Source organism: Ruegeria sp. CL7 (assembly GCF_056536445.1).
This window is the reverse complement of sequence record NZ_JBQFPQ010000001.1, coordinates 68,450-88,014: the sequence shown is the minus strand read 5'-3', so window position 1 is coordinate 88,014 and position 19,565 is coordinate 68,450. Positions and strand designations below refer to the sequence as shown.

The following is a 19,565-nucleotide window of genomic DNA, read 5'->3' as shown; positions in this document are numbered from 1 at the left end:
CTGGCCGGGCCATCGTCCGCCGCCCAGCGTGGTCCGAGGGCCGGAAACCCAGTCTACACCCAGTATTTTTTTTGGATCAAGCAGTTGACCAAATGTTGTACAGCATTCCAGGGATGCCCCGTGTGCAATCATGTCCGGCAAATGGTTTTGGTGTGTTTCGCCAGGACCGGTGCCTTGAATTCAAACTGCCGCTTGAACAAATCGCAACGCAACGCTACGCAATCGCCTATGCACATCATCCGGGATTTCCAGTTTGTCGAGCCAGAAGATCGCGGCGCCAGCGTTGCGATCGGGAATTTTGATGGCGTTCATGTGGGGCACCAGTCGGTGATCGAACTGGCCCGCGACGCGGCCCCGGATGCGCCACTGGGGGTCATGACCTTCGAGCCGCATCCGCGTGAATACTTTGCGCCGGACTCTCCTCCGTTCCGCCTGATGCGCGGCAATGCGCGGGCGCATCGGCTTGAGAAACTGGGTGTGAAGAAACTGTATGAACTGCCGTTCAACGCGGCGCTGGCCGGGCTTTCCCCCGATGAATTCGCGCGCAACGTGATTTGTGACGGGCTGGGCCTGTCCCATGTCGTGGTCGGGGCCGATTTCTGTTTTGGCAAGGGCCGCAGCGGGACGGCTGACGATCTGGTTCGGTTCGGGCAAGAGATGGGATTTGGCGTGACGATCGCCCCTTTGATGCAGCGGTCGGAAAACGTGGTCTCGTCAACCGCCATCCGAACCGCGTTGAGCGAGGGTCGCCCAAAGGATGCCGCCGCGATGCTGGGCCATTGGCACAGGATCGAAGGCGAGGTGATCGGGGGCGAGCAGCGCGGGAGGGAGCTGGGTTTCCCAACCGCGAACATGTCCATCGAAGGGCTCCACCCGCCCAAGTTCGGTGTCTACGCCGTATTGGTCGACGTGCTGGATGGCCCGCATCAGGGCAGTTATAACGGCGCGGCGTCGGTTGGGGTCCGCCCGATGTTCCATGGCGAAGTGCCAAATATCGAAACCTTCCTGTTCGACTTTTCCGGCGACCTGTACGGGGCGACCTTGTCGGTGGGGCTGATCGAATTCCTGCGCCCTGAAATGACATTTGACGGGCTGGATGGTCTGATCGCGCAGATGAATGCCGATTGTGAACAGGCCCGGGGCGTTCTGGCCGCCCTATGAGCGCCGATCCGATTGAACGCACCGGCCTGCCCGCCCGGTTCTGGGAACGCAAACCGCTGCGCAAGATGAACCAGCGCGAGTGGGAGGCCCTGTGTGACGGCTGCGGCAAGTGCTGCCTCAACAAGCTGGAAGATGAAGACTCGGGCGAAGTTGCCCTGACCTGCGTCGCCTGCCGCCTGCTGGACGATGAAAGCTGCCGCTGCACGCAATACGACATCCGGCATCAATTCGTCCCTGAATGCATCGTCATGACGCCCGACAATATCGACGAACACGCCTATTGGTTGCCGCAAACCTGCGCCTATCGGCTGCTGTGGGAGGGCAAACCGCTTTACGACTGGCACCCATTGTTGTCTGGTACGCCGGAAACCGTGCACGCCGCAGGCGTGTCGGTCCGAGGGCGCACGGTGTCCGAGTTCGAAACCCCCATGGAAGAGTGGGAAGACTACATTATCGAGGAGCCTAGCTGATGTATTTCGCATCTGACAATTCCGGGCCGGTTCACCCGCAGGTCATGGCCAAACTGGCCGAGGCCAATCAGGGCTATCAGATGGCCTATGGCGCCGACACGATGATGAACGAGGTGCGTGACCGCATTCGCAGCATCTTTGAAGCTCCGGGGGCGGCCGTCTATCTGGTGGCGACGGGGACAGCGGCAAATTCTCTGGCTCTTGCCACATTGTCCAACCCTTGGGAAACGATCTTCTGCTCTCCGGTTGCCCATATTCACGAAGACGAGTGCAACGCGCCCGAGTTTTACACCGGGGCCAAGCTGACCCTTGTTCCCGGCGGTGACAAGATGGCGCCGGACGCGCTGCGCGGGTCCATCTTGGGCGAAGAAACCCGTGGTGTTCACGGGCCGCAGCGCGGGCCGGTGTCGATCACCCAGGTCACCGAGCGCGGATCGGTCTATTCGCTGGAGGAGTTGCAGGCGCTGTGCGGGGTCGCAAAGGAATATGGCTTGCCCGTCCATCTGGATGGGGCCCGGTTCAGCAATGCCCTGGTGGCCCTGAATTGCTCTCCGGCTGACATGACATGGAAAGCCGGGGTGGATGCAGTCAGCTTCGGTGGTACCAAAAACGGCCTGATGGGCGTCGAGGCCGTGGTGTTCTTTGACGAGAGCAAGGCCTGGGAATTCGAGCTGCGGCGCAAACGCGGGGCGCATCTGTTTTCCAAGCATCGCTACCTGTCCGCTCAGATGGCGGCCTATCTTGATGATGATCTGTGGCTAAAGCTGGCGCGTCAGGCCAATGCAAACTGTGCCCGGCTGGCCGATGGCTTGCGTGCAAAAGGGGCCGAGTTCCTGCACGAACCGCAGGCCAATATGGTCTTTGCCGCTTTTTCACGCGCGAAGCACAAACAGCTGCATGAGGCCGGGGCAATCTACCACCTTTGGGGGGCCGAGCTGGAAGGTGACGATGACGATGAAAGCCTTGCGTGCAGACTGGTCTGCGACTGGTCGATCGGAACAGCCGAGATCGATCAGTTTCTCAGCCTGTTGTAACACCCGCCCCGTGGCCAGCTTTCCAGAACTCCTGAAGCAGCACGGCGGTTTCAAGGGGGTGCGAAATGGGCAGCATATGCCCCGCACCTTGAACGACTTCATGGCGTGCGTTCGGCAGACGACGCTGCAATCCTTTACAGATTGCGGGGATCGTCGGGTGGGTCTTTGATCCGCTCAGCAACAGGGTTGGCATCGATACGCGCTTGCATCTGTCGGGGTCAAGCAACCCTTCCCGGTCATCGTACAGAACGGGATAAGACGCGGGAACAACATGAATCCCACGTACCATGCTGGCGCGCGTCCGCTCTGGCAGGTCATGCCATTTGGGGCTGATGCCAGAGCTCCACATCCGGTTGAACAACCGCGCGGCCAGCGCTTCGTCGCCTGCTTGGAACGCTGCTTCAATCGGCTGGGACTCTCGCAGGTGCTGATCGTAGAAACCGGGCGCGTCCTGTTTTGCCACCGCAAAGAACACAGGCTCAATCAGGGTCAAACTTCGAATACGGTCCGGGTGCTCGATGGCCAGTCTGAGCGCAACGATCGCCCCAAAGGAATGGCCGACCAGATCCGTGGGCTCGGTCAATTCGACCGCCGCCAGCTCTGTCACAGCGTCAAAGAAATCGCTTTGACCGTCCCAATCCGGACTGCGCCCATGAGACAGCATGTCCGGTGCAACAAGACACACGCTGCCATCCAATGCCTTGGCCAGGCCGGACCACGCGCCGGAATGTGCAATGGTGCAATGAAGGGCAAGCAAATTGCGCCCTCCGTCACCCAATCGTCTCACGAAACCGGATTGCATCGCCGTCGGGGCTGTCATCCATCGATCTCGGACAGATGCCGATCCAGATCATCCAGGCGATCCTGCCCCCAGAAGCGTTGACCATCCGGCGTGATGTAGAACGGCGCGCCGAACACGCCGCGATCCACGGCTTCTTCCAGATTGGCGGCATAGGTTTCGGCCCCGACCAGCAGACCGCTGTTGGCCAGTTCCGGGTCAAACCCGGCATTTGCCAGGCAGTCCCGGATCACATCATCCTGAGCGACGTCCTTTTCTTCGGCCCAGCAGGCGCGCAGTATCAACTGGCACAACTTGCCCACGTCGCCCGAACCATCCTTGATCGCGGCGATGATCGCATAGGAGGACGGCGCCATGTTGGTCGGCCAGTGCGCCGGTTGCAGGTTGAACTCCATCCCCAGATTCTTCGATTGGCGCAGCAACTCTTGAGCGCGGTATTCGATGCGCGATACATGACGGTCCTTCGGCGGCGTGCCCCCGGTACGTGCGAACAGGGCCATGATGTCCAGCGGCTTGTAGTTAATCGTTGCGTCGTGTTTCGCCGCAATCTCTTCCAGCCGGTTCCCCGCAAGATAGCTGTAGGGCGAAATTGTCGCAAAAAAGTAGTCAATCCGGGTCATGTTCACTTTCTCCGCTGCGTTACCTTTGCGGGACGGTAAGGCCATGCTAAGCGGTGTCAACATCACGAATCTGTCACATTGCCATTGCTGCCCGGGGACCTCAGCCGATGCCGACACTTCACGAACCCAAGCTTATCGCTGGGAACGCCAACCTTCCACTTGCCAAAACCATCGCCCGTCGCATGAGCCTGTATCGCGGTGTCGACCAGGGATTGGTCGATGCACGCGTCGAACGGTTCAACGATGGCGAGATCTTCGTCGAAGTGTTCGAGAACGTACGCGGCGAGGATATGTTCATTATCCAGCCGACCTCGAACCCGGCCAACGACAACCTGATGGAGCTGCTGATCATCGCCGACGCACTGCGCCGCTCGTCGGCGCAACGGATCACGGCCGTGATCCCCTATTTCGGCTATGCCCGCCAGGATCGCCGCACCAAGGCCCGCACGCCCATCAGCGCCAAGCTGGTGGCCAATATGCTGACCGGCGCAGGGATCGAGCGGATTCTGACGATGGATCTTCATGCCGCGCAGATTCAGGGGTTTTTCGATATGCCCGTCGACAATCTGTACGCCTCGCCGATCTTTGCGCTGGATGTCAAAAACCAGTTCAAGGACAATCTGGATGAGATCATGGTGGTTTCACCCGACGTGGGCGGCGTGGCGCGCGCGCGTGAACTGGCCAAGCGCATCAATGCCCCTTTGTCGATCGTTGACAAGCGGCGTGAGAAAGCAGGCGAAGTCGCTGAAATGACCGTTATCGGAGATGTGAAGGACAAGATCTGCCTGATCGTCGACGATATGTGTGACACCGCCGGAACACTTTGCAAGGCCGCGCAGGTCCTGTTGGACAATGGCGCCAAGGAAGTTCACTCCTACATCACGCATGGTGTCATGAGCGGCCCCGCGGTCGAGCGGGTGACGAACTCGGTCATGAAGTCGCTGGTGCTGACCGACACGATCCAGCCGACCAAAGAGATTTTGAAGGCAAAGAACATCCGCATCGTTCCGACTGCGCCGATCTTCACCCAGGCGATCCTGAATATCTGGAACGGAACCAGTGTGTCTTCGCTGTTCGAAGACAAGACGCTGACCCCGATCTACGAATCCATGTATCAGATGGATTGAGCAACAGGGGCGACCGAACATGTCGCCCCCTGATATCTGAAATACCGATTGCGCGGATATCTGACCATGGGGCGCGATCGGCGACACAAGTGGAATCACCTCCATGACTGCCAACAAACGTATTGTTCTTTCCAGCGATCACGCGGCGATCGAGCTGCGCCAGTCCGTGGCCAACCACATCGCACAGCAAGGTTGGGACGTGGTTGATATCGGCCCGACAACCCCGGAAAGCACCCATTACCCCAAGCACGGCAAGGCCGCAGCGCAGGCCGTTGCCTCGGGCGATTGCAGCTTGGGTATCGTCCTCTGCGGCACTGGGCAGGGTATCATGATGGCTGCGAACAAAGTGCCCGGCATTCGCTGTGGCGTTTGTTCCGACGCATTCTCGGCCCGCATGATCCGCCAGCACAACAACGCCAACATGCTGTCGATTGGCGCGCGGGTTGTCGGTGAGGGTCTGGCGCTGGACATCGTTGACGCGTTTCTGAATGCCGAATTCGAAGGCGGCCGCCACGCCACACGCGTGGACATGATCGAAGCGCAGGACGACTGAACCCAATCAGTCGTTCAAACGCCTGAAAACATGGCGAACCCGGATCAGGAAATATTCCAGTCGTCCGGGTGTGCCACCTCTCCTATCGCGGTCCAGCTTGCCCGGATGCGGGCAATCCGAGTGTCGGACCAGGTCCGGAATACTGCGTCAAAACCCTCGGCAGTGATATGTTCGGCCTGAACCTCTGCGCGCAGCGCCGAGGACGTGTCGACATCCCACAGCGAGATCCCGATCTGCACCATAGGCGGGGTCCGAAATGCTTCTTTGAACCGAATGTTTGCGCGGCGTTCACGCGGCCCCTGCCCGGTCCACATATCGCCGCCTTCGGCAAACTCCGAGAACAGGACATTTTCACCCTGCTCAATTCCAATGGGATGGGTTAGAAACTTTTTCATCTTATCATCATTATTCTTGAATCCCCGCAACTTACCCCGGCATTTCGGCAAAAGCACGACAAAAAAACGGCCCCGCAATTGCGAGGCCGCTCAAATTTTTCACTAGTGGGCCCGTTACAGGCTCATATGCGTTCCAAGCGCTTCCATGTCGGCCAGCAGCTTGGCTGCATCGTCGACAATGGTCTGTTCGCCGTTTTCCTTCGCCACTTCGTGCGAGGCGCGTGCCTCGGCGATCAGCTCGTCCAGATGCGCGCGGGTTACTTCCGCCACCGGGATGGCCTTTTCGGCCAGAACCGACAGGCTGTCGCCGTTGATCTGGGCAAACCCGCCGGTGACCAGGTATTCGCTGGACCCTTCGGGTGCCTCGACCTTGAGCAGACCGGGGCGCAGCGTGGTGATGGTGGGGGCATGATCGGGCATCGCCGTCATGTCCCCGTCCGCGCCGGGAATCTGGACCGCGCTCGCCTGAAGCGAAGCAAGGCTCCGCTCGGGGCTGACGAGGTCGAATTGCATCGTGTTTGCCATCAGGGATACTCCTTAGGCGGCTTCTGCGGCCATCTTCTCCGCTTTGGCGATCACTTCGTCGATGCCACCAACCATCAGGAAGGCCGCTTCGGGCAGGTGATCGTATTCGCCGGCCACAACGGCCTTGAACGACGCGATGGTCACATCCAGAGGAACCTGAACGCCGGGCGAACCGGTGAAGACTTCGGCCACGTCGAACGGCTGCGACAGGAAGCGTTCGATCTTACGGGCACGGGCCACGGTCAGTTTGTCCTCTTCCGACAGTTCGTCCATGCCAAGGATGGCGATGATGTCCTGTAGCGACTTGTAGCGCTGGAGGATCTGCTGAACGTCGGTCGCAACCCTGTAGTGCTCTTCACCAACGATGGCCGGGTCAAGCAGACGCGAGGTCGAGTCGAGCGGGTCAACCGCCGGGTAGATACCCTTTTCCGAGATCGCACGGTTGAGAACGGTGGTCGCGTCGAGGTGCGCAAACGAGGTTGCCGGCGCAGGGTCGGTCAGGTCGTCCGCGGGCACGTAGATCGCTTGCACGGATGTGATCGAGCCCGACTTGGTCGAGGTGATGCGTTCCTGCAGGGCGCCCATGTCGGTGGCCAGTGTTGGCTGGTAGCCGACGGCCGAAGGAATACGACCTAGCAGAGCCGACACCTCGGAACCCGCCTGCGTAAAGCGGAAGATGTTGTCGACGAAGAACAGAACGTCGGTACCGGACTGGTCACGGAACTGTTCCGCCAGGGTCAGACCGGTCAGAGCGACACGTGCACGCGCACCCGGAGGCTCGTTCATCTGACCGTACACCAGGGCCACTTGGCTTTCCGACAGGTTGTCGGGCTTGATCACGTTCGATTCGATCATCTCGTGGTACAGATCGTTCCCTTCACGGGTCCGTTCACCAACACCCGCGAACACCGAGAAGCCCGAGTGCACTTTTGCGATGTTGTTGATCAGTTCCATGATCAGAACGGTTTTACCAACGCCGGCACCGCCGAACAGGCCGATCTTACCGCCTTTGGCGTAGGGGGCCAGCAGGTCAACGACCTTGATGCCGGTCACCAGAATTTCCGACTCGGTCGACTGTTCGTCGAACTCGGGCGCGGGCTGGTGGATGGCGCGGGTTTCGGTGGCTTCGACCGGGCCCTTTTCGTCGATCGGTTCGCCGACCACGTTCAGGATGCGGCCCAGGGTGGCGTTGCCGACCGGAACCGAGATCGGTGCGCCGGTGTCGGTCACGGCCTCGCCGCGGACCAGACCTTCGGTCGCGTCCATCGCGATGGTGCGGACAGTGTTTTCACCCAGGTGCTGAGCAACTTCCAACACCAGGCGCTTGCCGTTGTTGGTGGTTTCCAGCGCGTTCAGAATTTCAGGCAGCTGATCTTCGAAGTGCACGTCGACGACGGCCCCGATGATCTGTGTGACTTTGCCTTTTGCATTCGCCATGTTTCGTCTCCGGTTTTCTTACAGCGCTTCGGCGCCGGAAATAATTTCAATCAGCTCGTTGGTGATCACGGCCTGACGCGAGCGGTTGAACTGGATCGTCAGCTTGTCGATCATCTCACCCGCGTTGCGTGTCGCGTTGTCCATCGCGGACATCCGTGCACCCTGTTCAGACGCTCCGTTTTCGAGCAGAGCCGAGAAGATCGCAGTCGCAACCCCCTTGGGCAGCAGGTCGGCCAGAATGGCTTCTTCGCTGGGCTCGTAATCGAAGATGGCACCGCTGTCGTCACCCGCCGCTTCGCCCTCGAACGAGGCGGGGATGACCTGCTGCGCCGTCGGGATCTGGGTCACGACGTTGACGAACTTCGAGTAGAAGATCGTGGCAACGTCGAACTCACCCGCGTCAAAGCGAGACAGGACGTCCTTGGCGATGTCTTGCGCGTTGTTGTACCCAATGCGCTTGACCTCGCTCAGGTCGATATGTCCAACGAACAGATCGCCAAAATCACGCTTGAGCGCGTCGCGGCCCTTCTTGCCGACAGTCAGAACCTTGACCGTCTTGCCTTTCAGGCGCAGCTCTTCCGCCTTTTGGCGGGCCAGCTTGGCGATGTTCGAGTTGAAGCCGCCGCAGAGGCCGCGTTCAGCTGTCATGACAACCAGCAGATGGACATCGTCACTGCCCGTACCACGGAGCAGCTTGGGGGCGCTGTCGCTGCCCCCGACCGAAGCCGCCAGCCCTGCCATCACGGCATTGAACCGCTCGGCATAGGGGCGCGAGGCTTCGGCAGATTCCTGGGCGCGGCGCAGTTTTGCAGCCGCGACCATCTGCATGGCCTTGGTGATCTTGCGGGTCGATTTGACCGACTCGATCCTGTTTTTGAGGTCCTTAAGATTTGGCATATGCCCGCCTCTCCCTTAAGCGAAGGTTGCGGCGTATTCGTCCAGCGCAGCCTTGATCTTGTCGGAAGCGTCACCCTTGATCTTGGGGTCTTCGTCCGTGATCCACTGAAGCAGATCCGCGTGCTTGCCACGCAGGTGCGCCAGCAGGCCAGCTTCGTAACGGCCAACGTCGGACACATCGATCTTGTCGAGGTAACCATTGGTACCTGCGAAGATGACGCAGACGATTTCAGCGTTGGTCAGCGGCGAGTACTGCGGTTGTTTCATCAGCTCGGTCAGACGCGCACCACGGTTCAGCAGCTGCTGGGTTGCGGCGTCGAGGTCTGAACCGAACTGCGCAAAGGCCGCCATTTCGCGGTACTGAGCCAGTTCCAGTTTAACCGGACCCGCAACCGACTTCATCGAGTTGGTCTGGGCCGAAGAGCCCACACGCGAAACCGACAGACCGGTGTTCACGGCAGGACGGATGCCCTGATAGAACAGTTCGGTTTCCAGGAAGATCTGGCCGTCGGTGATCGAGATCACGTTGGTTGGAATAAACGCCGAAACGTCACCACCCTGAGTTTCGATAACCGGCAGAGCGGTCAGCGAACCCGCGCCGAAGTCTTCGTTCAGCTTCGCCGAACGTTCCAGCAGACGGGAGTGGAGGTAGAAAACGTCGCCAGGATAGGCTTCACGTCCGGGCGGACGACGCAGCAGCAGCGACATCTGACGATAAGACACAGCCTGTTTCGACAGGTCATCATAGATGATCAGCGCATGGCGGCCGTTGTCGCGGAAGTATTCAGCCATCGCAGTTGCGGCGTAGGGTGCCAAGAACTGCATCGGTGCCGGGTCCGAAGCGGTTGCGGCCACAACGATCGAGTATTCAATCGCACCGGACTCTTCCAGTTTCTTCACCAGCTGCGCAACGGTCGAACGCTTTTGACCGATCGCTACGTAAACGCAGTACAGTTTCTTCGACTCGTCGTCGCCTGCTGCGTCGTTGTAGGTTTTCTGGTTCAGGATGGCGTCCAGAGCGACGGCGGTTTTGCCGGTCTGACGGTCACCAATGATCAGCTCACGCTGGCCACGGCCGATCGGGATCATCGCGTCAACCGATTTCAGGCCGGTTGCCATCGGCTCGTGAACCGATTTACGCGGGATGATGCCGGGCGCTTTTACGTCTGCAACGCCACGCTTGGTTGCGTTGATCGGGCCTTTGCCGTCCAGCGGGTTGCCCAGACCGTCCACAACGCGGCCCAGCAGCTCGTCACCGATCGGAACGTCCACGATCGAGTTGGTACGCTTGACGGTGTCACCTTCTTTGATGTCACGGTCGGAACCGAAGATAACGACACCGACATTGTCGCTTTCCAGGTTCAGCGCCATGCCCATGATGCCGCCGGGGAATTCGACCATCTCACCGGCTTGCACATTGTCCAGACCGTATACACGGGCAATCCCGTCACCGACGCTCAGCACGCGACCGATCTCGGCCACTTCGGCTTCCTGACCAAAATTCTTGATCTGGTCCTTCAGGATTGCAGAAATCTCTGCAGCTTGGATTCCCATTTATCCGACCTCTTTCATTGCATTCTGTAGGGAGTTCAGCTTCGAACGGATCGAACTGTCGATCATTTTCGAGCCCACTTTAACGACAAGACCGCCGATGAGGCTTTCATCCACGGTCGCATTGATAGTTACGGTCTTGCCCACACGCTCGGACAGCGTCTTGGACAGTTTTTCCATTTGCGTCTTGGTCAGCGCCTTGGCCGAGGCGACATCCGCGGTCACTTCGCCACGCTCATCAGCCAGCATGTCGCGCAGAACCTTCAGCAGTTGCGGCACGACGAACAGGCGACGCTTCTGCGCCATCAGACCCAGCGTGTTGCGCAGGATGGCGTTCAGACCCATCTTGTCTGCGATCGCAGTGATCGCGCCTTCCTGTTCAGCGCGGGAAACCAGCGGCGATGCGATCAGGTCGCGCAGCTCTGCACTGTCGTCCAGCGCGGCTGCCAGATCATTGATGCCGGATTCCAGACCTGCAAGGTCGTTGTTCTCTTTTGCGATCTCGAAGACCGCGGTGGCATAGCGCTCGGCGATGCCAGTGGAAATCGAAGCTGGTTCGGACACGTCCACCCTTCCGATATTTTGGGCCCCGAATTCGCGTGCGGCAGCTACCCCGGGGGCGTGAAGAAACCCCGGCCAGACGGTCGGGGATCAAAATCACCGGGGATGTAGCAGAGCCGAACCAACCAAGCAATACGCTATAGCGGTAACGGATTTATCCACAAATTGTTATTTTTCATTAACTTACGGCAAGTGCGACGGTTTGAACACATTGGCCCAGTTGAAAAATGTTACGAATATGCAGGTTTTTGCGATTCCTGTGACTTTTTTTCCTCAATTTTTCGCGTGGAATTGCCCGGGGTCTCAGGCGGGCTTCAGCAAGCCGTCCAGCGCTTTGATCGGTCTTTTGACCGCGTCTTTGGTCACGCTGCCGCTTGGCGGGCGGATATGTTTGCTGACTTCCACCATCAGCACCCCACCCGCCATCACCGTCGGAATCCGCTGGCCGGTCTTTTCGATCAGGTTGCCGGATTTCAACCAGAATCGCCGGAACGACGGAGGCATATACAAGGCCGAGCAATGCACCTCGGGCAGGAAGTGATGCGCCTTAAGCTGGTTTTCCAGCTGAGTTGCAGAGTACGGGCGCCCGAACCCGAACGGGGTCTTGTCCGACCGTGACCACAGACCCGCCCGGTTTGGAACGATGAAGACGGCCCGGCCACCGGGGCCCAGCACGCGCCAACATTCGTCAAGCAACTGGTTTGGCCGTTCCGACGTTTCCAGCCCATGCATCACCACAAGCTTGTCCACGTGGCCGGTCTCGATCGGCCAGAGGGTTTCTTCGGTCAGGACCGAAACGTTGGGCATGCCTGCCGGCCATGGCATCACGCCCTGTGGTCCCGGCATCAACCCGATGACCCGGCGCGCATCCGACAGGTAAGGGCGCAGCAAAGGCACCGCGAAACCGAATCCCGCCACTGTCTGGCCTTTTGCTTCGGGCCAAAGCTCGATCAGACGCCCGCGAATAGCCGCCTGCGCCGCACGCCCCAACGTGCTGCGGTAATAGAAGTTCCTCAGATCCTGTACATCAAGATGCATTGCGGACATCCGGTCAATCGGCTTAGCTGGGCGCAGTCTAGCAATGAAAGGGCAAAAGGCCATGCCTCTTGAAATCGTTACAATCCCGTGCCTGAGCGACAATTACGCCTTTCTGGCGCATGACGCCGTCACTGGCCAGACCGCCCTGATCGACGCGCCCGAGACCGCACCGGTCCTGAAGGCGTTGGATGACCGGGGGTGGACGCTGTCATATGTGCTGTTGACCCATCATCACTGGGATCACGTGGACGGGCTTGCGGGAATATTGGCCAAACAACCGGCAAAGGTCATCGGGGCCGCCGCTGACGCAAACCGCCTGCCACCGATGGATCAGCAGGTCAAAGAGGGCGACAGTTTCGAGATCGGCGGCGAACCGGTTCAGGTTCTGGACGTTTCCGGGCACACGGATGGCCATATCGCATTCTACATGCCGAAGAGTTCCGCGGTGTTCACCGCCGACAGCCTGATGGCGCTGGGTTGTGGGCGCCTGTTCGAGGGCACACCCGCGCAAATGTGGGCCTCTTTGAACAAGCTGGCCGCCCTGCCGGACGACACTTTGGTCTGTTCAGGGCACGAATACACACAATCCAACGCCAAATTCGCGATTACAGTCGATCCCGAAAATCAAGCCTTGAAAGATCGCATTGCGGATATCGACCGCGCGCGTGCGGCCGGGAAAGCCACTGTTCCTTCGACTCTGGCCCTTGAAAAGGCCACAAATCCGTTCCTGAGGGCCGCCGATCCGGCGATTCAGGCGAAATTGGGTATGGTGGGCGCTGACCCCGAGGCCGTTTTTGCCGAAATTCGGGCTAGAAAAGACCGGTTCTGATGCCTATTTGCTCCTCTTCAGAGCCACGGTCACAACAAATGTGACTGTCAAGTGAAAGAAAACCCTTGAAGCCGGGCCACGATCAACCAAACTCTAATAGTATGAGGACATGGTTGGGATGGGGTTCCGGCCAAGAAACCGCCCCCTTCTGACCCAAGACAGAGGAGCACCCGCGTGCCTTCATTCTCGAGCACACTGGAACAAGCCATACACGCGGCCCTGGCGGCTGCGAATGAACGGCGCCATGAATTCGCAACGCTGGAGCATTTGCTGCTGGCCCTTCTGGAAGAACCCGATGCCGTGCGCGTCATGAAAGCGTGCAGTGTCGATCTGGACGAGCTGCGCAGCACTTTGGTGGAGTTCATCGACGAGGATCTTTCGAATCTGGTCACGGATATCGACGGATCCGAAGCCGTACCCACCGCAGCATTCCAGCGCGTCATTCAGCGCGCCGCGATCCACGTTCAAAGCTCGGGCCGGACCGAAGTGACCGGCGCCAACGTTCTGGTCGCCATATTCGCCGAACGCGAAAGCAATGCCGCCTATTTCCTGCAAGAGCAGGACATGACCCGTTACGACGCGGTCAATTTCATCGCGCATGGCGTCGCCAAGGATCCTGCCTATGGCGAAAGCCGCTCGGTATCCGGTGCGGATCAGGTGGAAGAAGACGCCCAGACCACATCCGGCGAAGCCGAACAGAAAGAAAGCGCGCTGGGAAAATACTGCGTGGATCTGAACGCCAAGGCTCGAGCTGGCGATGTCGATCCGCTGATCGGACGCTCGGATGAGGTGGAACGCTGCATCCAGGTGCTGTGCCGCCGCCGCAAGAACAACCCGCTGCTGGTGGGGGATCCAGGTGTGGGCAAGACCGCCATCGCAGAAGGCCTTGCGCACAAGATCGTCGGTGGCGAGGCCCCCGATGTGCTGGCCAATACCACGATCTATTCCTTGGACATGGGCGCGCTGCTGGCCGGAACCCGCTATCGCGGTGATTTCGAAGAACGTCTGAAAGCGGTTGTGACCGAACTGGAGGATCACCCGGACGCGGTGTTGTTCATCGACGAAATCCATACCGTGATCGGTGCCGGGGCGACCTCGGGTGGGGCTATGGATGCCTCGAACCTGCTGAAGCCTGCGCTTCAGGGCGGCAAACTGCGCACCATGGGCTCGACCACCTACAAAGAGTTCCGTCAGCACTTCGAGAAGGACCGTGCGCTGAGCCGCCGGTTCCAGAAGATCGACGTGAACGAGCCTTCGGTAGAAGACAGCGTAAAGATCTTGCGCGGGCTGAAGCCTTATTTCGAAGAGCATCATGACATCAAATACACCGCCGATGCGATCAAGACGGCGGTCGAACTGTCGGCGCGTTACATCAACGACCGCAAGCTGCCCGACAAGGCCATCGATGTGATCGACGAGGCCGGCGCGGCGCAGCATCTGGTCGCGGAAAGCAAGCGGCGCAAGACCATTGGCGTCAAAGAGATCGAGGCGGTTGTCGCCAAGATCGCGCGCATTCCGCCCAAGAACGTCACCAAGGATGATGCGTTGGTGCTGAAAGACCTCGAAGCATCGCTGAAACGGGTGGTGTTTGGTCAGGATCTGGCAATCGAGGCGCTGTCCAGCGCGATCAAACTGGCCCGCGCCGGTCTGCGCGAACCTGAAAAACCCATCGGCAACTATCTGTTTGCCGGTCCGACGGGGGTTGGCAAGACCGAGGTGGCGAAACAGCTTGCAGATACCCTGGGTGTGGAACTGCTGCGTTTCGACATGTCGGAATACATGGAGAAACATGCCGTCAGCCGCCTGATCGGTGCCCCTCCGGGCTATGTCGGGTTTGATCAGGGTGGTTTGCTGACCGACGGTGTTGACCAGCATCCGCACTGCGTGTTGCTGCTGGATGAGATCGAAAAGGCCCACCCGGACGTGTTCAACATCCTGCTGCAGGTGATGGACCATGGCGAGTTGACCGATCACAACGGCCGCACGGTGAATTTCCGCAACGTGGTGCTGATCATGACCTCGAACGCGGGCGCGCAGGAACAGGCCAAAGCCGCCATCGGCTTCGGTCGCGATCGGCGCGAAGGCGAAGACACGGCCGCGATCGAGCGTATGTTCACACCGGAATTCCGCAACCGTCTGGATGCCGTGATCTCCTTCGCACCGCTGCCGAAAGAGGTCATTTTGCAGGTGGTCGAGAAATTCGTCCTACAGCTTGAGGCACAACTGCTGGATCGTGGCGTGACCATCGACCTGACCCCAAAAGCTGCCGAGTGGCTGGCCGACAAGGGATATGACGACAAGATGGGTGCACGCCCGCTGGGTCGCGTGATTCAGGAGCACATTAAGAAGCCGCTGGCCGAAGAGCTGTTGTTCGGCAAGCTGGCCAAGGGCGGCGTGGTTCGTGTCTCGGTCAAGAAGGGCGAACTGGATCTTGAAATTCTTGGCCCGGACCAACGGCGCATTTCAGGAGACAAACCACCTCTGTTGACGGCAGACTGACCAAAATACAGACAACTCCTTCAAAGCCCGGCGATCCCCATCGCCGGGCTTTTTCTCTGCTGACAGCATAAAGTGCGACGGAAAAAGACTTCTGCCGCGTGTCATCTTCAATGATGAACGCAAGACAGGGATCGACACGTGAGCAAAATTTCAATTCTCTGGGGCGCCGCCTTTGCCCTATCCACCGTTGCCGCTGTGGCAACTGCACAGCACAGGTTTCGCTATCACGACGAAACGACTGCAGAAACGCTGAGGTTGGTGCCAGCAACCGAAAACCCCGGGAAAAGCAGCGCCTCGGTGAAAGAAAAAGGCGGAAAAATCAAAGTGACGGGCAACGGCATTCCTGATCATCTGGTTGGCCGGTTTCCAAACCAAGGCAATCCGCACCAGATCGAACAGCAGAAGGTCAAGTTGAAATTGCCTGCAAATCCAACGACCAAAGGTGCAATCACGCCGCTGCAAATGGGGTGGAACTTTGGCGTGTCACTCAACGGGGTTGTGTTCGACCCGCTGGCGGCCGAGTTTTGGCATGGCGACCCCAGGTCCGGGTGGTCCTACAATGCTCTGGGTGGCGCTGTTTCCTTGGGATTGGACGCCAATTATGCGCATGTACAGCCGAACGGAAAGTATCACTATCACGGTGTACCGACGGGGTTGGTCAAGCTGCTGGGATGGTCACCGTCCGAGCATTCACCCTTGATCGGCTATGCCGCAGATGGTTTCCCGATATATGCCGTCACTGGCGTCGTAGGGGGCAAAGTGACCGAAATGACGTCGTCCTATCGTCTGAAACCCGGCAACCGGCCGGGTGGCGCTGCGCCGGGCGGGCGGCATGACGGCACCTTCAACGAGGACTACGTTTTTGTTCAGGGTCACGGCAATTTGGACCAATGCAACGGCGCCTTCACCGTTTCAGCAGAATACCCTTCAGGAACCTATGCGTACTTTCTGACCGAGGATTACCCCGTGGTACCCCGCTGCTTCATGGGCACTCCGGATCAAAGCTTTCGCTTTGGCAGACGGTAATCGGTTTGACCCCATCACGCAGATTACCCATGCAAGAGGCAAGGGTTTGCTATCTTTCCGTGAGTTTCAGCTCGATCCGGCGGTTCTGTGCCCGCGCCTCTGGCGTGTCAGCCGGATTGACCGGCTGGAATTCACCAAACCCGTTTGCCGCCAGACGATTGGGTGGGATGCCCAGCGCGTCGACCATATAGCGCACAACAGACAACGCGCGACCCTGGCTGAGTTCCCAGTTGTCCCGGTATCGGCCCGAACCGGCCAGCGGAACGTTGTCGGTATGGCCGTCGACCCGGATCACCCAGTTCAGACCGGGCGGAATTTCAGCGGCGACACTGCGCAGGATGTTCGCAACTTTCGCAACCTCCTGCTGCCCTTCCGCGGACAGCACGGCTGATCCTGTCGGAAACAAAACCTCGGATGAAAAGACAAAGCGGTCACCTTCAATCCGCACACCTTCCTGATCGCCAAGGACATCCCGGAGACGTCCGAAAAATTCCGAACGATAGCGTTGCAGATCTTCCGCCTGCGCTGCCAGTTCCTCATTCTGACCGGCCAGTGCTTCGGCCTCGGCCTCGAGACGCAGGCGTTCGGCTTCTTCCAGCAGGCGGCGGCGGCGTTCTTCCGAAGCGGCACGGGCCAGCGCGGCATTCAGGTCCTGACCCAAAGTCTGGATTTGGATCTCGGCGGCCTCGTTGCGCTCTTCGAAATCGTCCAGCAGAGCCTGCAAGGACCCCAACTGCCCGCGCAGCGCGGCAATCTGCTGGTTGAGAAGAGCCGCCTCACGCTGGGCCTCGGCTGAGATTTCTTTCTCTTCCGACAATGTCGATTCTGCCAGAGCCAGCAAAGCCTGCCTTTGTTCGGCCAGGGAGCGTTGTTCATCAGCATCCGCCTGCGCTTGCGTTTGCGCCTCCAGGGCGGCTTCAAGCTGGGCGCGCAATTCATCAGGATTCACGTCGCCGAATTGTCGCTCAAGCTCGGCCCGCGCGGCTTGCGCGGCGGCCAGAAGGGTCAGCGTATCTTCGGCCTCTTTGCGTTGTGCCTCCAACGCGAGCGTCATGGCCGTCAGCTCGGCATCCGCATTCTGAAGGCGGTTTCGCAATGCCTCGGCAGCAGCGGCTTCGGCCAGGCGGGCGGCTTCTTCATCGCTCAGTTGCTGTTCAAGGGTGGCGATTTCCGCCGCGCGTTCATCGCCGCTTTGCTCCAGATCCGCAACCAATGCTTCCAGTGCCTCGCGGCGGGCGGCTGCCAATCGGGCAGCTTCCGTCTGCGCATCGATTTCCTCGCGACTTTGTGCAAGGGCAAGGTTCAGCGCCTCTTGTTCCGTCAGCAATCGCTCGCGCTCAGCCTCAAGCGCTGCGATGTCGCCCAAAGCCTGTTCCTGCTCGGCAAGCAGCGCCGCAACCTGTGCTTCGAAATTCGTGATCCGGGTCTGCGCCTTATCCAGCGCGGCGGCCTGACGGTCGCGTTCGGTGGTCAGTGAGGCGATCAGCGACTGCGCTTGCGCCAGATCGTCTTCGGCCTGCGACAGCGTCGTGTTCAACGCACCCAGCCTTGCCTGCAAGCGGCTGTTTTCACGCTCTTCCAAACCCAGCGCGCCCGCAAGCGCAGCAACCTCGTCTGCCAGCGTCGTCAGTTCGTCTTCCTGACCCGAAATGGTTTCGCGCAGAACGAACTGAATCACCATGAAGATGGTCAAAACGAATGTCAGCACCATCAGCAGCCCGGTCATCGCGTCCACGAATCCGGGCCAGACCGAGCCCTGGAAGCGTTGACCGGTGCGGCGGGACAGCGCCATGGGTTACTCTCCTTCCGGCGTGGTGCGCACCGCGCCTCGCGGCAGGGTCAGGGCCTTGACCAGCAGTTCGATATCCTTGCGGAATTCGTTCATGCTTTCCTGACGACCCGCCGAAATCTCTTCGAGAATGCGCAGCAACTGCACGTCCATCGAGCGCAGGCGCATCCGGCTTTCGGCATCGATGCCATCGCCTGCACCGTGTTCGCGCATGTGGTCAAGCAACGCATCCTGCCCCAGCGCAACACGCTCCAGAGCCGAAGTGACGCTTTCGGTATTGGCCTGGCGATTGTTCATCTCGGCAATCACATCGACCAGTTGCCCCAGCTTGGCCGAAACCTTAGCCCGCTCACTTTCCTGAGCGGCAAACAGATCCTGCAACGCATCCATCTGTTCGGACATGGCATCCAGCACAGGTGTCAGTACGGCGATCTCTGCCCCGCCCTCTTCACCACCGGCAAATCCGACGCGGGTGATCGAGGACAGCCATTCTTCGAGCTCGCGATAAAAGCGGTTCTGCCCGTGCCCGGCAAACACTTCGAGCAGACCAACGATCAGCGATCCCGCCAAACCCAGCAGAGAGGACCCGAACGCAACGCCCATCCCCTGCAACTGCGCCTCGAGTCCGGTCATCAGGCGATTGAAGACGGCCAGCCCCTCTTCGCCTTCTTGCGGGTTCAGGCTGCGGATGGTGTCGACAATGGCTGGAACGGTTGTCGCCAGGCCAAAGAACGTACCCAGCAGACCCAAATAGATCAGAACATTGGTTATATAACGCGTGATTTCCCGTTCTTCTTCGACACGCTCGGCCACGGAGTCCAGAATGGACCGGGTTGAGGTGGAACTGATCTGTGAGCGCGCGCCTCTCTCCCGCAGCAGCGAAGCCAAAGGCGCCAGCAATTGCGGTGTACGCGCATCTTCGCGAACGACGCCCCCGACAAAGGCCTCGATCCAGCGCACGGACCCGATCAGTTGCGTGACCTGATAAAAACAAGCGAGGACGCCGATAAGAAATACGATCAGAATGAAACCATTCAGATACGGATTGGCATAGAAAACCGGCAATACGTAAGGCAGTGCCAGAAACACGCCCAGCCCGGACAAGCCGATCGCCATCAACATCAACAGAATTTGTCGAATGGGATGCGAGAAATGGGGTCTCGCGCCCTGATGTGCCTGCGCCATGCGCGTGGTTCCCGGTATTTGCCTGCTTTGCGTCGAATCTAGCGGGATTCCGCGCGTGACGCCAAGAGT

The 19,565-nt window shown here is 59.4% G+C and carries 19 protein-coding genes; 8 read left to right on the top strand and 11 right to left on the bottom strand.

Annotation, left to right across the window (positions count from 1 at the left end; all coding sequences use genetic code 11):
• Window positions 1-228: 228 nt before the first annotated feature.
• Genes ACR0LI_RS00450 through ACR0LI_RS00440 form a run of 3 tightly spaced genes read left to right on the top strand, consistent with a single transcriptional unit; the run spans window position 229 to window position 2,665 of the window.
• Window positions 229-1,161, top strand: a complete 933-nt coding sequence (locus tag ACR0LI_RS00450) for a bifunctional riboflavin kinase/FAD synthetase (RefSeq protein WP_480717822.1) — start codon at window positions 229-231, stop codon at window positions 1,159-1,161.
• Window positions 1,158-1,631: a YcgN family cysteine cluster protein gene (locus ACR0LI_RS00445; protein WP_171206268.1), complete on the top strand. Its 474-nt coding sequence runs from the start codon at window positions 1,158-1,160 to the stop codon at window positions 1,629-1,631. The genes ACR0LI_RS00450 and ACR0LI_RS00445 overlap by 4 nt, the downstream gene beginning before the upstream one ends.
• Entirely contained in the window at window positions 1,631-2,665 is a 1,035-nt protein-coding gene (locus ACR0LI_RS00440) for a threonine aldolase family protein (protein ID WP_171722739.1), read from the top strand. Before ACR0LI_RS00445 ends, ACR0LI_RS00440 begins: the two co-directional genes overlap by 1 nt.
• Here ACR0LI_RS00440 and ACR0LI_RS00435 read toward each other — a convergent pair.
• Both ACR0LI_RS00435 and ACR0LI_RS00430 read right to left on the bottom strand, forming a co-directional pair.
• The gene (locus tag ACR0LI_RS00435) at window positions 2,652-3,485 is read right to left on the bottom strand and encodes an alpha/beta fold hydrolase (RefSeq protein WP_480492160.1); all 834 of its coding nucleotides are present in this window, start codon (window positions 3,483-3,485) and stop codon (window positions 2,652-2,654) included. The genes ACR0LI_RS00440 and ACR0LI_RS00435 overlap by 14 nt on opposite strands.
• Window positions 3,482-4,084, bottom strand: coding sequence for a 2-hydroxychromene-2-carboxylate isomerase (locus ACR0LI_RS00430; protein WP_171722737.1), 603 nt, complete (start codon window positions 4,082-4,084; stop codon window positions 3,482-3,484). Before ACR0LI_RS00430 ends, ACR0LI_RS00435 begins: the two co-directional genes overlap by 4 nt.
• A 107-nt stretch (window positions 4,085-4,191) precedes the next feature.
• Here ACR0LI_RS00430 and ACR0LI_RS00425 point away from each other — a divergent pair, with 107 nt between their 5' ends.
• Both ACR0LI_RS00425 and rpiB read left to right on the top strand, forming a co-directional pair.
• Window positions 4,192-5,211 (top strand): ribose-phosphate pyrophosphokinase, encoded by a 1,020-nt coding sequence (locus tag ACR0LI_RS00425; RefSeq protein ID WP_117872500.1) that lies wholly within the window; start codon window positions 4,192-4,194, stop codon window positions 5,209-5,211.
• A 103-nt stretch (window positions 5,212-5,314) separates the two neighbouring features.
• Window positions 5,315-5,764, top strand: coding sequence for a ribose 5-phosphate isomerase B (rpiB, locus tag ACR0LI_RS00420; protein ID WP_171634498.1), 450 nt, complete (start codon window positions 5,315-5,317; stop codon window positions 5,762-5,764).
• Between the two features lie 44 nt (window positions 5,765-5,808).
• On the opposite strand, the gene ACR0LI_RS00415 is transcribed toward rpiB, so the two are convergent.
• The 7 genes from ACR0LI_RS00415 to ACR0LI_RS00385 form a co-directional block, all read right to left on the bottom strand.
• Window positions 5,809-6,159: an H-type lectin domain-containing protein gene (locus ACR0LI_RS00415; protein WP_171634501.1), complete on the bottom strand. Its 351-nt coding sequence runs from the start codon at window positions 6,157-6,159 to the stop codon at window positions 5,809-5,811.
• A 114-nt stretch (window positions 6,160-6,273) separates the two neighbouring features.
• Window positions 6,274-6,684: a F0F1 ATP synthase subunit epsilon gene (locus tag ACR0LI_RS00410; protein WP_171168948.1), complete on the bottom strand. Its 411-nt coding sequence runs from the start codon at window positions 6,682-6,684 to the stop codon at window positions 6,274-6,276.
• Between the two features lie 12 nt (window positions 6,685-6,696).
• On the bottom strand, window positions 6,697-8,121 hold the full coding sequence (gene atpD, locus ACR0LI_RS00405; protein ID WP_480717821.1) for a F0F1 ATP synthase subunit beta: 1,425 nt from the start codon (window positions 8,119-8,121) through the stop codon (window positions 6,697-6,699).
• A gap of 18 nt (window positions 8,122-8,139) precedes the next feature.
• On the bottom strand, window positions 8,140-9,018 hold the full coding sequence (locus ACR0LI_RS00400) for a F0F1 ATP synthase subunit gamma (protein WP_171634503.1): 879 nt from the start codon (window positions 9,016-9,018) through the stop codon (window positions 8,140-8,142).
• A gap of 15 nt (window positions 9,019-9,033) precedes the next feature.
• Complete coding sequence (gene atpA, locus ACR0LI_RS00395) at window positions 9,034-10,572, bottom strand: F0F1 ATP synthase subunit alpha (RefSeq protein ID WP_152459013.1); 1,539 nt, start codon at window positions 10,570-10,572, stop codon at window positions 9,034-9,036.
• Entirely contained in the window at window positions 10,573-11,133 is a 561-nt protein-coding gene (locus ACR0LI_RS00390; protein WP_171722736.1) for a F0F1 ATP synthase subunit delta, read from the bottom strand.
• Between the two features lie 300 nt (window positions 11,134-11,433).
• Window positions 11,434-12,168, bottom strand: a complete 735-nt coding sequence (locus ACR0LI_RS00385) for a class I SAM-dependent methyltransferase (RefSeq protein WP_171634510.1) — start codon at window positions 12,166-12,168, stop codon at window positions 11,434-11,436.
• 61 nt (window positions 12,169-12,229) lie between these two features.
• On the opposite strand from ACR0LI_RS00385, the gene gloB reads away from it, so the two are divergent.
• The 3 genes from gloB (at window position 12,230) to ACR0LI_RS00370 (ending at window position 16,522) form a co-directional block, all read left to right on the top strand.
• Window positions 12,230-12,997, top strand: a complete 768-nt coding sequence (gene gloB, locus ACR0LI_RS00380) for a hydroxyacylglutathione hydrolase (protein WP_480717820.1) — start codon at window positions 12,230-12,232, stop codon at window positions 12,995-12,997.
• Between the two features lie 174 nt (window positions 12,998-13,171).
• Entirely contained in the window at window positions 13,172-15,496 is a 2,325-nt protein-coding gene (gene clpA, locus ACR0LI_RS00375) for an ATP-dependent Clp protease ATP-binding subunit ClpA (protein ID WP_171168952.1), read from the top strand.
• Between the two features lie 138 nt (window positions 15,497-15,634).
• The gene (locus ACR0LI_RS00370) at window positions 15,635-16,522 is read left to right on the top strand and encodes a YHYH protein (protein WP_480717819.1); all 888 of its coding nucleotides are present in this window, start codon (window positions 15,635-15,637) and stop codon (window positions 16,520-16,522) included.
• A gap of 49 nt (window positions 16,523-16,571) precedes the next feature.
• Here ACR0LI_RS00370 and ACR0LI_RS00365 read toward each other — a convergent pair whose 3' ends face one another.
• Window positions 16,572-18,314 carry a peptidoglycan -binding protein gene (locus ACR0LI_RS00365; RefSeq protein WP_480717818.1) on the bottom strand — a complete coding sequence of 581 codons (1,743 nt, stop codon included), beginning with the start codon at window positions 18,312-18,314 and terminating at the stop codon, window positions 16,572-16,574.
• Window positions 18,315-18,317: 3 nt separating this feature from the next.
• Window positions 18,318-19,496 carry a biopolymer transporter ExbB gene (locus ACR0LI_RS00360; protein WP_480621275.1) on the bottom strand — a complete coding sequence of 393 codons (1,179 nt, stop codon included), beginning with the start codon at window positions 19,494-19,496 and terminating at the stop codon, window positions 18,318-18,320.
• Between the last annotated feature and the right edge of the window lie 69 nt (window positions 19,497-19,565).

What these genes read in the sequence shown, in the direction of transcription:
- ACR0LI_RS00425 (WP_117872500.1), top strand. Translation starts at nt 4,192, where the DNA reads ATGCCGACACTTCACGAACCCAAGCTTATCGCTGGGAACGCCAACCTT.
- rpiB (WP_171634498.1), top strand. Translation starts at nt 5,315, where the DNA reads ATGACTGCCAACAAACGTATTGTTCTTTCCAGCGATCACGCGGCGATC.
- ACR0LI_RS00365 (WP_480717818.1), bottom strand. Translation starts at nt 18,314, where the DNA reads ATGGCGCTGTCCCGCCGCACCGGTCAACGCTTCCAGGGCTCGGTCTGG.
- ACR0LI_RS00400 (WP_171634503.1), bottom strand. Translation starts at nt 9,018, where the DNA reads ATGCCAAATCTTAAGGACCTCAAAAACAGGATCGAGTCGGTCAAATCG.
- ACR0LI_RS00430 (WP_171722737.1), bottom strand. Translation starts at nt 4,084, where the DNA reads ATGACCCGGATTGACTACTTTTTTGCGACAATTTCGCCCTACAGCTAT.
- ACR0LI_RS00415 (WP_171634501.1), bottom strand. Translation starts at nt 6,159, where the DNA reads ATGAAAAAGTTTCTAACCCATCCCATTGGAATTGAGCAGGGTGAAAAT.
- ACR0LI_RS00435 (WP_480492160.1), bottom strand. Translation starts at nt 3,485, where the DNA reads ATGACAGCCCCGACGGCGATGCAATCCGGTTTCGTGAGACGATTGGGT.
- ACR0LI_RS00385 (WP_171634510.1), bottom strand. Translation starts at nt 12,168, where the DNA reads ATGCATCTTGATGTACAGGATCTGAGGAACTTCTATTACCGCAGCACG.
- ACR0LI_RS00440 (WP_171722739.1), top strand. Translation starts at nt 1,631, where the DNA reads ATGTATTTCGCATCTGACAATTCCGGGCCGGTTCACCCGCAGGTCATG.
- atpA (WP_152459013.1), bottom strand. Translation starts at nt 10,572, where the DNA reads ATGGGAATCCAAGCTGCAGAGATTTCTGCAATCCTGAAGGACCAGATC.
- ACR0LI_RS00445 (WP_171206268.1), top strand. Translation starts at nt 1,158, where the DNA reads ATGAGCGCCGATCCGATTGAACGCACCGGCCTGCCCGCCCGGTTCTGG.
- atpD (WP_480717821.1), bottom strand. Translation starts at nt 8,121, where the DNA reads ATGGCGAATGCAAAAGGCAAAGTCACACAGATCATCGGGGCCGTCGTC.
- ACR0LI_RS00410 (WP_171168948.1), bottom strand. Translation starts at nt 6,684, where the DNA reads ATGGCAAACACGATGCAATTCGACCTCGTCAGCCCCGAGCGGAGCCTT.
- gloB (WP_480717820.1), top strand. Translation starts at nt 12,230, where the DNA reads ATGCCTCTTGAAATCGTTACAATCCCGTGCCTGAGCGACAATTACGCC.
- ACR0LI_RS00450 (WP_480717822.1), top strand. Translation starts at nt 229, where the DNA reads ATGCACATCATCCGGGATTTCCAGTTTGTCGAGCCAGAAGATCGCGGC.
- ACR0LI_RS00360 (WP_480621275.1), bottom strand. Translation starts at nt 19,496, where the DNA reads ATGGCGCAGGCACATCAGGGCGCGAGACCCCATTTCTCGCATCCCATT.